The sequence below is a fragment of the Luteibacter sp. CQ10 genome (assembly GCF_040900725.1).
Taxonomy (GTDB): domain Bacteria; phylum Pseudomonadota; class Gammaproteobacteria; order Xanthomonadales; family Rhodanobacteraceae; genus Luteibacter.
Genome location: NZ_JAEUYM010000004.1, coordinates 17778 through 31369 on the forward strand (window position 1 = coordinate 17778; position 13592 = coordinate 31369).

The 13592-nt window shown below is 67.7% G+C and carries 9 protein-coding genes; 7 read left to right on the forward strand and 2 right to left on the reverse strand.

Features of this window, described 5'->3' with window-relative positions; translation table 11 throughout:
- Nucleotides 1-29: 29 nt before the first annotated feature.
- The 7 genes from JNG39_RS15905 (at nucleotide 30) to rapA (ending at nucleotide 12288) form a co-directional block, all read left to right on the forward strand.
- Nucleotides 30-3677 carry a response regulator gene (locus JNG39_RS15905; protein ID WP_368312866.1) on the forward strand — a complete coding sequence of 1216 codons (3648 nt, stop codon included), beginning with the start codon at nucleotides 30-32 and terminating at the stop codon, nucleotides 3675-3677.
- A 1-nt stretch (nucleotide 3678) separates the two neighbouring features.
- Nucleotides 3679-4518 (forward strand): protein-glutamate O-methyltransferase CheR, encoded by an 840-nt coding sequence (locus tag JNG39_RS15910; RefSeq protein ID WP_368312867.1) that lies wholly within the window; start codon nucleotides 3679-3681, stop codon nucleotides 4516-4518.
- Entirely contained in the window at nucleotides 4515-5084 is a 570-nt protein-coding gene (locus JNG39_RS15915) for a chemotaxis protein CheB (protein ID WP_368312869.1), read from the forward strand. Before JNG39_RS15910 ends, JNG39_RS15915 begins: the two co-directional genes overlap by 4 nt.
- Nucleotides 5081-6073, forward strand: coding sequence for a diguanylate cyclase (locus JNG39_RS15920; protein ID WP_368312871.1), 993 nt, complete (start codon nucleotides 5081-5083; stop codon nucleotides 6071-6073). Before JNG39_RS15915 ends, JNG39_RS15920 begins: the two co-directional genes overlap by 4 nt.
- 203 nt (nucleotides 6074-6276) lie before the next feature.
- Nucleotides 6277-8577 (forward strand): catecholate siderophore receptor Fiu, encoded by a 2301-nt coding sequence (locus JNG39_RS15925; protein WP_368312873.1) that lies wholly within the window; start codon nucleotides 6277-6279, stop codon nucleotides 8575-8577.
- An 18-nt stretch (nucleotides 8578-8595) separates the two neighbouring features.
- Nucleotides 8596-9273, forward strand: a complete 678-nt coding sequence (locus JNG39_RS15930) for a Fe2+-dependent dioxygenase (RefSeq protein WP_368312874.1) — start codon at nucleotides 8596-8598, stop codon at nucleotides 9271-9273.
- A gap of 183 nt (nucleotides 9274-9456) precedes the next feature.
- Entirely contained in the window at nucleotides 9457-12288 is a 2832-nt protein-coding gene (gene rapA, locus JNG39_RS15935; RefSeq protein ID WP_368312875.1) for an RNA polymerase-associated protein RapA, read from the forward strand.
- Nucleotides 12289-12388: 100 nt separating this feature from the next.
- Here rapA and JNG39_RS15940 read toward each other — a convergent pair whose 3' ends face one another.
- Both JNG39_RS15940 and gloA read right to left on the reverse strand, forming a co-directional pair.
- Nucleotides 12389-13048, reverse strand: a complete 660-nt coding sequence (locus tag JNG39_RS15940) for a rhomboid family intramembrane serine protease (protein ID WP_368312877.1) — start codon at nucleotides 13046-13048, stop codon at nucleotides 12389-12391.
- A gap of 13 nt (nucleotides 13049-13061) precedes the next feature.
- Nucleotides 13062-13589, reverse strand: a complete 528-nt coding sequence (gene gloA, locus JNG39_RS15945) for a lactoylglutathione lyase (protein WP_368312879.1) — start codon at nucleotides 13587-13589, stop codon at nucleotides 13062-13064.
- Nucleotides 13590-13592: the final 3 nt, after the last annotated feature.

Below are 13592 nucleotides of genomic sequence, written 5' to 3' on the forward strand. Positions count from 1 at the left end.
CCCGTCCCCGTTCCCCCACCGGTCATCGCATGTCCAATACAACGCAGCGCACCTGGCTGGCTGACCAGCCCTTGCAGCGCAAGATCGTCCTCGCCATCGGCGCCCTCCTGGCGCTGTTCGTCGCCGCGTGCGTCGCCAACCTCGTCACGCTGTCCAGGGAAGCGGAGACGCGGAACTGGTCGTCGCACACCTACGTGGTGCTGCTGACCATGGCCCAGGTCGGCAACGACGCGCAGTCGCGCCAGGTCGCCTCGCGCGGCTACCTGCTGAACCAGTCGCCCAACGAATTCGCCGACTTCGAAAACGCCGATCGCGACCTTGCCAAGAGCATGGCGGAGCTGCGCCGTCTCACCGCCGACAATCCCCTGCAACAGGGCCGCATCGACCGCCTGCAGGACATGCTCGACCGCTGGAAGACCGAAGTACGGACCATGGGCCTGGACCCGATCCGCGCCGCCGGCGACGCGGTTTCGCCCGAGGCGGTCATGAAACGCGACGCCATCCGCCACGAATACCTCTCGCGGCGCACGATCCTCATGAGCGACGTCAACCGGTTGATCGACGAGATGTCGGCCACCGAACGAAGCCTGCTCGACCGCCGAAACGAAGCGCTGGACGCCACCCTGGCGACCACGCGCTACGTCAATGTCGCCTCGCTGCTGGCCTGCCTGCTCCTCGGCGGCGTGGTGATCTGGATGACCGCCCGCCTGATCACCCGCCCCATCGTCGAGATGACCGGGCTCATGACCCGCCTGGCGAACCACGACCACACCATCGAGGTGGACCAGCGCGACCGCCGCGACGAGATCGGCAAGATCGCCCGCGCGCTCCAGGTGTTCAAGGAGATGTCCATCGAGACGGCGGGCCAGTCGTGGATGAAATCCTCGGTCACGGCGATCTCCAACCGCCTCCAGGAAACCACCAGCTACCGCGAGTTCGCCGACGCCCTGGTCGGCGAACTGGTCCCGACGCTGAAGGCCGGCGTGGGCGTGTTCTACGTGTTCCGCGAGGAGACCGCCCGCCTCGAACTGCTGGGCAGCTACGGCTTCCGCCAGCGCCGCCACGTCGCCGTCGACTACGCGATGGGCGAAGGCCTCGTCGGCCAGGCCGCCGCCGAGCGCCGCGGGATCGTGCTGCAGGACGTGCCGGACGACTACACCCGCATCCATTCGGGCACGGGCGAAGCCTCGCCGCGCAACGTGATCGTGATGCCCGTGGCCTCGCGCGACGCCCTGCTCGGCGTGGTCGAGATCGCCAGCTTCACCCATCTCACCGACATCCAGCAGCGCCTGCTCGACGAGCTGATGCCGATCGTGGCGCTTTCCCTGGAAAACCTGGCCCGCGCGCTGCGCACCAGCGAATTGCTGGAACGCACGCAAAGCCAGGCCGACGAACTGCGCGCCTCCGAAGAAGCCTTGCGCAGCCAGCAGGAAGACTTGCGCGCCACCAACGAAGAGCTCAAGAACAAGACCGCCGAACTGGAAGAGCAGTCGCAGCGCCTGGTCGCGTCCGAGGAAGAGCTGCGCGTGCAGACCGAAGAGCTGCATGCCTCCAACGAAGAGCTGCGCGAGAAGAGCGCCACGCTCAACCAGCAGAAAGACGCCCTGGAACGCCTGCAGAAGGACACCCAGGACAAGGCCGAGGAGCTGGCCCGCGCCAGCCAGTACAAGTCCGAATTCCTCGCCAACATGTCGCACGAGCTGCGCACGCCGCTCAACAGCCTGCTCATCCTGTCGCGAAGCCTCGCCGACAACGACGAGGAAAACCTCACCACCGAGCAGGTGGAATCGGCCCGCATCATCCACGACGCGGGCAGCAACCTGCTGCGCCTGATCAACGACATCCTCGACCTGTCCAAGGTCGAAGCGGGCAAGATGGAGCTGGCGGTCGACGCCTTCTCGCTCGCCGACCTGTCGCGCATGCTCGGCCGCACCTTCAACCACGTGGCCCAGGAAAAGAAGCTCGCCTTCGAGGTGACGCTCGAACCCGGCCTGCCCGACACGATCCGCACCGACGGCGGCAAGCTCGAGCAGGTGGTGAACAACCTGCTCAGCAACGCGTTCAAGTTCACGTCCGAAGGCGGCGTCAGGCTGCGCATCGGCCGCCCCGGCGCCGACGTGCGCGTCCCCGAGGGGCTGGATCGCGCCCACGCCATCGTCATCGCGGTGACGGACAGCGGCATCGGCATTCCCGCCGACAAGTTCGATCGCGTCTTCCATGCCTTCGAGCAGGTGGACGCCAGCACGAGCCGCCAGTACGGCGGCACGGGGCTGGGCCTGGCCATTTCGCGGCGCATCGCCAACCTGCTCGGCGGCGACATCTCGCTGGCGAGCGAGGCCGGCAAGGGCAGCACCTTCACCCTCGTGCTGCCGGAGAACGCCCCCGAATCGGGCGAGCGCCCGCAGCCGGTGCCGCGGCAACAGGCCGCGGCCGAAGCCACGCTGCCGCTGTCCCCGGCGCTCATCGTCGAGACCATCGACGACGACCGCGCCACGATCGCGCCGGGAGACACGGCGATCCTCGTGGTGGAGGACGACCCCGCCTTCGCCCGCATCCTCGCCGACATGATCCATCGCAAGGGCCATCGCGTGCTCGCGGCGGGCGACGGCGAATCCGGACTGGCGCTGGCCAGGCAATACCGGCCCACCGGCATCCTGCTCGACGTGATGCTGCCGGGCATGGACGGCTGGACCGTCATCGAGCGCCTGAAGTCCGATGCCGCCACGCGGCACATTCCCGTGCACTTCATCTCGGCCACCGACGATGCCAGCCGAGGCCTCGAACTGGGCGCCGTGGGCTTCCTCACCAAACCGGTGAGCCGCGAATCGATCGCCACCGCGTTCGACCGCCTGCTGCACTTCGCCGAAGGGCGCACGCGCCACCTGCTGGTGGTGGACGACGACGCCGACGCGCGCACCGCCGTGCGCACGCTGCTCAAGGACGATTCCATCGTCATCGACGAGGCCGGTTCGGGCGAGGAAGCCCTTTCGCTCGCCACCGGCACCGACTATGACTGCATCGTGCTCGACCTCGGGTTGCCGGGCATGTCCGGCATGGAATTCCTCGAGCACCTGTCGCGCCTGGGGCATACGCCTCCCGTCGTCGTCTACTCCGGCCGCGACCTCTCGCGCGAGGAGAGCATGCGTATCCGCCAGTACACCGACAGCATCGTGGTGAAGGGCGCGCGCTCGCCCGATCGCCTGCTCGACGAGGTGAGCCTGTTCCTGCACTCGATTCGCCACGGCGGCGGCCGGGCGCAGGCCGCCGCGCAGGGCACGGGCATCGACGAAGCCGACCTGCGTGGCCGCCGCGTGCTGCTGGTGGATGACGACATGCGCAACCTGTTCGCGCTGTCGAAGGTGCTGCGCGCGAAGGGCATCGACGTCACCATGGCGCAGGACGGCCAGAAAGCCCTCGACACGCTCGACCGGGACCCGGGCCTCGAACTGGTGCTGATGGACATCATGATGCCGGTGATGGACGGCTACGACACCATGCGCGCCATCCGCGCCAAACCGGCGGTCGCCCGGGTGCCGATCATCGCGCTCACCGCCAAGGCGATGCGCGGCGACCGCGAGAAGTGCCTGGAGGCCGGCGCCAACGATTACCTTTCCAAGCCGATCGACGTCGACCGCCTGCTGTCGATGATCCGCGTGTGGTTGCCGGCAAGGGACTGAGGTGGACGTCGAGGACATCGAGATCCAGCTCTTCGTGCAGGCCATGCGCCTGCGCCACGGCCACGACTTCAGCGAATACGCCCCGGCGTCGCTGAAGCGCCGGGTGCAGCAGCTGGTGCGCACGCACGAGAGCGGCACGGTGGTGCGCCTGGTGGATCGCATCCTGCACGAGGAGGGATTCCTCCCTCGCGTCATCGAAGGCCTGTCGGTGCCCGTGTCGGAGATGTTCCGCGACCCGGCCGTGTTCCGTTCGCTCCGCGACAAGGTGCTGCCGGTGTTGGCCTCCTACCCGGAAATCAACATCTGGCAGGCGGGCTGTGCGCACGGGCAGGAGGTGTACTCGCTCGCGATCCTGCTCGAGGAGGCCGGGCTGTACGAGCGATCGCGCATCTATGCCACCGACTTCAACGACGCGGCCCTCGCCGTGGCCGCCGAAGGCATCTACGCCACGCGCGAGGCGCGCGACTGGTCGCGCAACTACCTCGAGGCGGGCGGCTCGCATTCTTTCAGCGACTATTACAGCGCGCGCTACGACTTCATCAAGCTCGACCAGCGCCTGCGCCGCAACGTCACCTTCCTCAACCACAACCTCGTCACCGACGAGGTGTTCTGCGAGGCCCACCTGATCCTCTGCCGCAACGTGCTGATCTACTTCAGCAACGCGTTGCAGGACCGCACCCTGGGCCTGTTCCGCGACAGCCTCGTGCGCGGCGGCTTCCTCTGCCTGGGTACCCGCGAGAACATCGACTTCTCGCCCGCCGCGTCGTGCTTCACCCATATCGACGGTGCCCTGCGCATCTATCAACTGGGCGGTTCCGGCGCGAAGGCGCTGAAGACATGACGGCCTACGCGGCCATCGCGATCGGTTGCAGCGCGGGCGGCCTGGTCGCCCTCGAGCGCCTGCTGCCCGGTCTCGATCCGCGCCTGCCCGTGCCGATCGTCGTGTGTTGTCACACGGGGTCGCCGGACGTCGGCCTGCTCGTGGAACTGCTCGGGCGCCACAGCGTGTTGCCGGTCAAGGAGGCGCACGAGCGCGAGTCCACCGATCCGGGCACCGTGCACGTGGCTCCCAGCGGCTACCACCTGCTGGTCGAATCCAACTTCCACTTCTCCCTCAGCGTCGACGCGAAAGTCGCCTATGCGCGCCCTTCGATCGACGTCCTCTTCGAAACCGCTGCCGCCGCCTGGCGTGAACGGCTCATCGCCGTACTCATGACCGGTGCCAATTCCGACGGAGCGCAGGGCCTCAAGGCCGTGCGCGACGCCGGAGGCTACGCCATCGTGCAGGATCCCTCCACTGCCGAAGCCGACGTGATGCCCCGAGCGGGGCTGGATATCGCCGGTGCCGACGCGTGCCTGCCCCTGGACGCCATCGCGGCCGCGCTCAACCGACTCTGCATGTCATGACCAGCACTCGCCCCAAGATCCTCGTCGTCGACGACACCCCCGCCAACCTCGTCGCCATGCGCCGCCTGCTCGCCCGCGTGGACGCGGACATCTACGAAGCGGCCAGCGGCAACGATGCCCTCGCGCTCTGCCTCGACCACCGCTTCGCGCTCGTGCTCCTGGACGTGAACATGCCCGAGATGGACGGCTTCGAGGTGGCGCAATTCATCTCCGACAACGACGGCATGGGCGAGACGCCGATCATCTTCGTCACCGCCGCCTATGCCGACGACATCAACCGCATCCGTGGCTACACCGCCGGCGCGGTCGATTACATCGCCAAGCCGATCAACGACGTGATCCTGCAATCCAAGGTGAAGGTCTTCCTCGACCTGTACCGCGCCCGCGCCCTGCTGCAAACCGCGCTGGATGAATTGTCGCTGCGCAACGAACAGCTCACCCGCGAGGTGAACGAGCGCACGCGGATGGAACAGCTGGTAAGGCACCAGGCCATGCACGACGCCCTGACCGGCCTGCCCAATCGCACGCTGTTCCGCGAGCGGCTGGAAAGCGCCATCGCCACGGCGAACGACGGTGGCCATGCGTTCGCACTGGCCTACATCGACATCGACGGCTTCAAGGGCGTGAACGACAGCCATGGCCATGCCGCGGGCGACGAGCTGCTGAAGGCCATCGCGGCACGCATGGCCGCGCGAACGCGCGCCAGCGATACGGTGGCTCGCCTGGGCGGGGATGAATTCGCGCTGCTGCTCGACGGCACCAGCGACGCCGAAAACGCGCTCGCGCGTTGCCGCGCGTTGGGGGAGGTGATCGCCGAGCCTTACATGCTAGATGTGGCGGGAGCCCGCATTCCCGCGCATATCGGCGCGAGTATCGGGGTGACGTTATTCCGCGACGGCGACGCCTACGACCGGCTGGTCGCGTCGGCCGACGGGGCGATGTACGAGGCCAAGCGCGGCGGGAAGAACCGGAGCGTTCTGGCGGCCTAGACGAGCCGCATCACCGCTTGGCGAAAACCGGTCGCAGGGCACTGGGCATGCTTCGAAGTCTAATTGCAACTCGTTCTCATTAAGATTACGATAAGCTTTCTGTAAGCGCCGCCAGGGGCAACCCAAGCCGTCCCACCGTGAGCCATCCGGCCCGCGCGGACCCGTGCGTCCCGAATTTCGTCAGCTACAAGGAACCACCCTCCATGGCCTTCATCAAGAGCCGCAAGCATGCCGCCCCCGCCGCGCGCACCGTCGGTGCCGCCGTCTTCCTGACCCTCGCCCACGGCGCCGCCGCCGTCGACGCGCCGCCGCAACAGGCCAAGGTCAACGACGCGCAGGCGCTGCCCGGCATGCAGGTGGAGGCCGATCGCTCGTCCGACTACCGCGTGGATAAGGTGTCCTCGCCGAAGTTCACCCAGTCGTTGCTCGACACCACGCAGTCGATCCAGGTGATCGGCAAGGAAATCATGCAGCAGCAGGGCGCCACCACCCTCACCGAAGCGCTGCGCAACAGCCCGGGCGTGGGTACGTTCTACGTGGGCGAGAACGGCGCGACCAATACGGGCGACGCCATCTACATGCGCGGCTTCGACACCTCGGGCAGCATCTTCGTCGACGGCGCGCGCGATCTCGGCACCGTGTCGCGCGATGTCTTCAACATCGAGCAGGTCGAGGTCACCAAGGGTCCGGACGGCACCGAATACGGCCGCACCTCGCCCACCGGCGCGGTGAACCTCGTCACCAAGCAGCCGGTACTGGGCAACGGTATCTCCGGCTCGGTGCAGGCCGGCAGTGGACAGCGCCAGCGCGCCACCGCCGACTGGAACCAGGCGCTCGACGGCGACAAGGCCTTCCGCCTCAACGTCATGGGCCAGGACAGCGGCGTCTACGGCCGCGACCGCGTGAAGAACGACCGCTGGGGCGTCGCTCCGTCGCTTGCCTTCGGTTTGGGCACGCCCACCCGCGTGTACCTCGACTACCTGCACATCAAGCAGAACAACCGCCCCGACGGCGGCGTGCCGACCATCGGCCTGCCCGGCTACAGCGCGCCGGACAAGCGCGGCTTTCTCAACGACGCCGCCAAGGTCGATCCGAGCAACTTCTACGGCACCGACCAGGACCACGACCGCGACACCCAGGACATGTTCACGGTGATCGTCGAACACGACTTCAACGAGAACCTCGCCCTGCACAACACCTCGCGCCTGGGCCGCACCACGCAGGATTACCTGCTCACCTCGTTCATGGGCTCGACCGCGAACCTGCTCACCCCGAACCCGGCCGATCCGTCCACCTGGACCATCGCGCGCAGCCTGCCCACCTTCAAGCACCAGGCCAACCGCATCGCCACCAACCAGACCAACCTCACCGCGCACCTGGGCGACGGCGCGGTCACCCACGACATCAGCGCGGGCATCGAGCTCACGCAGGAAAAGGCCCGCACGATCGGCTTCGGCGCGTTGGGCGGCAGCACCTGGCCCGCCGCCAACCTTTACGCACCCGACTCCCACGTACGCGGCCTCGTCTACGGCGAAACCGGCGCGCATAGCGACGCCAAGACCACCACCGAGGCGGCGTACCTGTTCGATACGGTGAAGTTCGGCGACCACTGGCAGGTCAACGCCGGCGTGCGCATGGACCACTACAAGACCGAGTTCGACAGCCTCGTGGCCTGCGGCGGCCGCGGCGGCCCCGCCTGCGGTACCCGGCCCACGGGCACCATCGTGCCCGGCGTGGACGCGAGCAAGAGCGACAACCTCTTCAACTACAAGCTCGGCGTGCTCTACAAGCCGACCGCCAACGGCAGCATCTACGTCAACGTCGCGCAGTCGCAGGAGCCGCCGGGCGGCAACACGCTCACGCTGTCCAGCTCGGCCAACAGCGCCGACAACCCGCTGTTCGACCCGCAGAAGGCGCGCACCGCCGAGGTGGGCACCAAGTGGGACCTGATCGACCAGAAGCTGTTGCTCACCGCCGCGCTTTACCGCACCACGGTCACCAACGAGGTGGTGCAGGACCCGACCGACCTGCAGTACTACCAGGTGGGCAAGAAGCGCGTGCAGGGCGTGGAAATCACCGCCGTGGGCAAGCTCACGGACAACTGGGCGGTCAGCGCCGGCTTCACCACCATGGACGCCACGGTGAAGAAGGGCTCGGTCGTCACCGCTGACGGCTCCGACGACCTGGCCTACACGCCGAAGAAAGCCTTCACGTCCTGGACCACCTATCGCCTGCCCTTCGGCCTCACCGTCGGCGGCGGCGCACGCTACAGCGGGGAACTCAAGCGCGGCACCGACGGCGCGGTGGGCACGCCTGCCTACACCAAGGCCTACTGGGTGTTCGACGCGATGGCGAGCTACCAGGTCAACCGCCACGTCGACCTGCAGCTCAACGTGTACAACCTCTTCGACAAGGACTACGTCGCGGCGATCAACAAGAGCGGCTACCGTTACACTCCGGCCACGCCCCGCTCGGCGATGCTGAGCGCGAACATCCGTTTCTGACGCAAGGGGAAGACCACCATGCTCCTGCACGTTCCCGAGGTCCTGAGCAAGGAGCAGGTCGCCGGCATGCGCAAGGTCATGGATGGCGCCGAATGGACCGACGGCCGGCAGACCGTCGGTCCCCAGGGCGCCCGCGTGAAGCGCAACCTGCAGCTGCCCGAAGCCTCACCGGTGCGTCGCGAGCTGGGCGAGAGGGTGCTCGCGGCGCTGCGCGTGCATCCGCTCTACCATTCGGCCGTGCTGCCGCTGCGCACGTTGCCGCCGCGCTTCAACCGCTACGAAGGCGGCGGCGAATACGGCTTCCACATCGACGGCGCCGTGATGGGCGCGGGCGACGATATTCATATCCGCAGCGACGTGTCCGTCACCCTCTTCCTCGCCGAACCGGAGGAGTACGACGGCGGCGAACTCATCGTGAGCGACACCTACGGCGAACACGAAGTGAAGTTGCCCGCCGGCGACGCCATCGTGTATCCCTCGTCGAGCCTCCATCGCGTCACCCCCGTCACCCGCGGTGCGCGGGTGGCGTCGTTCTTCTGGGTGCAGAGCATGGTGCGCGACGACGGCATGCGCCGTTTGCTGCTGGAGATGGATACGGCCATCCGCAAGCTGTCGGCCGACGGGGCGGACCAAGGCTCGATCCTGCAGTTGACGGGCGTGTATCACAATCTCCTTCGTCGCTGGGCCGAGACCTGACGCTCCGTAGGATTCGCCGATACGATCGGCTCCCACCCCTTCGGGCGTCGGGTTTCGACGATCTGGCTACCGAAGGGGTGGGAGCCGACCGCGTCGGCGAAGGGTCCGCGACAACGAAAGGTAGGCATCGCGGCCCGGGGGCGGGATAATCCCCCTCCCCCCGATGTCGGCTTTCCCCCAAGCATGTTCCAACCCGGTCAACGCTGGATCTCCACCGCCGAGCCCGAGCTCGGCCTCGGCACCATTCTTCGCGTCGAGGGACGCGGCGTGCAGGTGCTCTTCGCCAAGGCGGGCGTGCTGCGCCCCTATGCCACCGACAGCGCCCCGCTGGTCCGCGCCGAATTCCGCGCCGGACAGCGCGTTTCGGGCAAGGGCATCGCCTTCCTCGTCGAACGCGTGGAAGAACGCGAGGGGCTGTTCGTCTATCGCGGCGAGGGCCGCGAACTCGAAGAAGGCCAGCTCGACGACGAACAGGCCATGTCGCAGGCCGACGACCGCCTGATCGGCGGCCGTACCGAGCCCAACGATCGCTTCGACCTGCGCCTGGAGGCCTTGCGCCGTCGCGCCGACGCCCGCCGCTCCCCCGCCTGGGGACTGGAATCCTCGCGTATCGGATTGGTACCGCACCAGCTTCGCGTGGCCGGCATCGCCGCCGCGCGTCGGCCGCCACGCGTGCTGCTGGCCGATGAAGTCGGTCTGGGCAAGACCATCGAGGCCGGCATGATCCTCGCCCGCCAACTGGCCGCGGGCCGCGCCGGACGCGTGCTGCTGCTGTTACCCGAAACCCTGGTCTACCAGTGGTTCGTCGAGCTGCTCCGCCGCTTCAACCTGTCGTTCTTGATCTTCGACGAGGAGCGCTGCGAGGCCATCGAGCAAGCCAGTGACGGCCGCAATCCCTTCGAGGACGAACAACTCGTCATCGCCGATTTCGCCTTCCTCGAAAACACGCCGCGCCGCGCGCGCCAGCTCGTCGACGCCGGCTGGGACCTCATCGTGGTGGACGAAGCCCATCACCTGGAATGGGCGCCCGAGGGAGCGAGCCCGCGCTATCGCCTCGTGGAAGAACTGGCCGCGGCCACGCCCGGCGTGATCCTGCTGACCGCCACGCCCGAGCAACTGGGCCGGGCCGGCCACTTCGCCCGCCTGCGGCTGCTCGATCCGCAGCGTTACGGCGACCTGGACGCCTATCTCGCCGAAGCGACCGGCTACGCGCCGCTGTCCGACCTCGCCAGCGCCCTGGCCGAAGGCAAGACGCTCGACGCCGACCAGCGCGCGTTGCTCGCCGAGCGCTTCAAGGGCGACCGCGAACTGGCCCACCTGCTCGATCGCCCCGACGCGGGCGACGCCCTGCTTGCGGCGTTGATCGATCGCCACGGCACCGGTCGCGCCATGTTCCGCAACCGCCGCGCCGGCATCGGCGGTTTCCCGCGCCGCGCGCCGGAGATCCTCGCGATCGACCCGGGCACGCTTGCGCCCGGACGCCGCGAGGCCCTGCTGGCCGAATTCCGATCCGATATCCAGCAGCCGCCCGCGCCGCTGGAATTCGATTACGCGGACGACCCGCGCCTCACCGCGCTGATCGGCCTGCTCGACGCGCATCCGGCCGACAAGTTCCTGCTGCTCTGCCGCAGCCAGTCCAAGGTGCTCGCGATCGAAGACGCCCTGCGCACCCGGAGCGGCGTCGGCGTGGCCCGCTTCCATGAGGGGCTGGGCATCGTCCAGCGCGACCGCAACGCCGCTTTCTTCGCCCAGCCCGACGGCGCGCGGTTGCTGCTGTGCTCGGAGATCGGCTCCGAAGGCCGCAACTTCCAGTTCGCGCACCGCCTGGTCATGTGGGATCTCCCGCTCGATCCCGACCTGCTCGAACAGCGCATCGGCCGCCTCGATCGCATTGGCCAGAAGCACGACATCACCATTCACGTACCGGTGCTCGCGCAGAGCGCGCAGCACGTGCTCGCCCGCTGGTACGACGAAGGCCTCGACGCGTTCCGCTCCAGCCCGGCCGACGGCCGCGAGCTGCTGCGCCGTTTCGGCACCTTGCTCTCCTCGCTGGCCGACGAGCATGCGCGCGGCGACGACGATCGCGACCAGGAACTCGACTCGCTCGTTTCCGAGACCCGCGCGGCGCACGAAGAGCTTTCCGCGCTCATCCACGCCGGCCGCGATCACCTGCTCGAACTGGCCGCCAGCCGCGATCCCCATGCCAACGATCTGGCCGAGACCTTCGCGCGCGAAGACGACGACCCTGCACGCGACGCGTTCATCCAGCGCCTGTTCGAAAGCTATGGCGTGCACGCGGAAGAACTGAGCCGCGACATCGTGCTACTCGATCCGCAATACCTCTCCACCGACGGCCTGCCCGGCTTCGCGGACGGCCCTCTGTCGATCACCTTCTCGCGCGAGGTGGCGCTGTCGCGCGACGACCTGCCCCTGCTGCGCATGGACCATCCCATGGTCAACGCCGCGGTCGATCTGCTGGTGTCCGGCGAGGCCGGCAACGCCGCGTTCCTCGTCGACGACGCCCTGCCCGTGCGCACGGTGCTGTTGCAGGCCGTCTACGTGGTGGAAGTGGTGGCCGACCGTGCGCTCGACGCCGAACGTTTCCTGCCCGCCACGCCGCTCGTGCTCACGGTGGACACGCGCCTGACCGAACGCCCGGGCTATCGACCCAGCGACAAGGCCTTGCGCCTTGCCGGCGACCGCAACATCGACGTGGCGCGCTACCGCAAGTTCCTCTCCAAGCTCGTGCCGCCGATGCTCGAACAGGCGAAGGACCTCGCCGAGGCGCGCGCCGAGGTGCTCAAGTACGAGGCCATCGACGCGGCCACGGCGGAACTGGGCACGGAATACGCCCGCCTGCTCGCGCTGCGTGCGGTGAATCCGTCGATCACGGCGGCCGAAGTCGAGGCGGTCGCCACCGAGCGCGACGCCCTGCTCGCGGCGCTGCCCGATGCACGGGTGCGCCTGGATGCGGTGCGCTTCGTGGTGAGCCCTGACTTCCTCTCGATGCGCTAGCAGCGGCCTTTGCCTTGCTCGATAGGAGCCGCTTCAGCGGCGATCGCAGGTCGCGACACCGTTAGGCATCGCCGATGAATCGGCTCCTACCGAGCAAGGGCTAGCCCTGCCAACGGCGGGGTGGCGGTCGAACGCCCCACGCCCACAGCAGTGCCAATCCCGCGATGAGCCCGCCCAGGTGGGCGAAATGGGCTACCCCGGCCAGCGTGCCGGTGATACCGAAGACGAGTTCCGCCACGCCGTATAGGGTGACGAACAGCCATGCCGGAATGCCGATGGGGATCGGAATCAGGATCAGCTTCTCGCGCGGAAACAGCATGGCGAACGCCCCCAGCAAGCCGAATACCGCGCCCGAAGCGCCCACGGTCGGAAACATCCGGTCGGGCTCGAACAGGTAGAGCACCGCCAGTTGCGCCACGGCCGCGGCCACCAGGCATACGAAGTAATAGATCGCGAAGCGCCTCGCGCCCATCACGCCCTCGATGAGGCTGCCGAACATGTACAGGCCGTACATGTTCAGCACGATGTGCATCACGCTGCCATGGAGAAAGCCGTAGCTGACGAGCTGCCACGGCTGGAAGCCCAACGTGGCCAGTTGCCCGTTGCCCATGTCGACCACCGTACTGTGGCCGTAGGGCCACAGTCCCAGCCAGCGGGTGACCGCCAGCGTGTCGGCGTCGTTCAGCAGCATCTGCAACGCGAACAGCACGACGTTCGCGATGAGCAGGTTACGGGTAACGGGAAGCAGGCGACCGAACATGGGCGGCGATGCCTCAGGCCAACGGCGTGGGCTGGAGGATCTCGATCCAGTATTCGTCGGGATCGCGAATGAAGGCGATGTGGCGCATGCGGCCGTCGGCCAGGCGCTTCTGGAAGGTGACGCCCAGTGCCTCGAAACGCGCGCAGGCCGCATTCACGTCGGGCACGCTCACGCACAGGTGGCCGAAGCCGCGCGGTTCGCTGTTGCCGTTGTGATACGGCGTCGTCGCTTCCTTTTCCGTACCGTGGTTGTGGGTGAGCTCGAGCACGCCGCTCTGGCGCAGCACCCATTCCTTGCGCGCGTCGTCGTCATCGGGAATCACCGAGGTATCGCCGACGAGCACGAGGTAGACGATGGTGAAGGCGGCCTCGGCGAACACGTTCTTGTAGACCGGCGTAAAACCGAGCACGCGCGTGTAGAAATCCAGCGATACGTCGAGGTCACGCACGCGGATCATCGTGTGGTTGAACACGAAGCCATGGGTGGCCGCATCCGGCGTGGCGGTGACGCCGGGGAGCGAGGTGAGGTCGGAAAGGGGCATGGG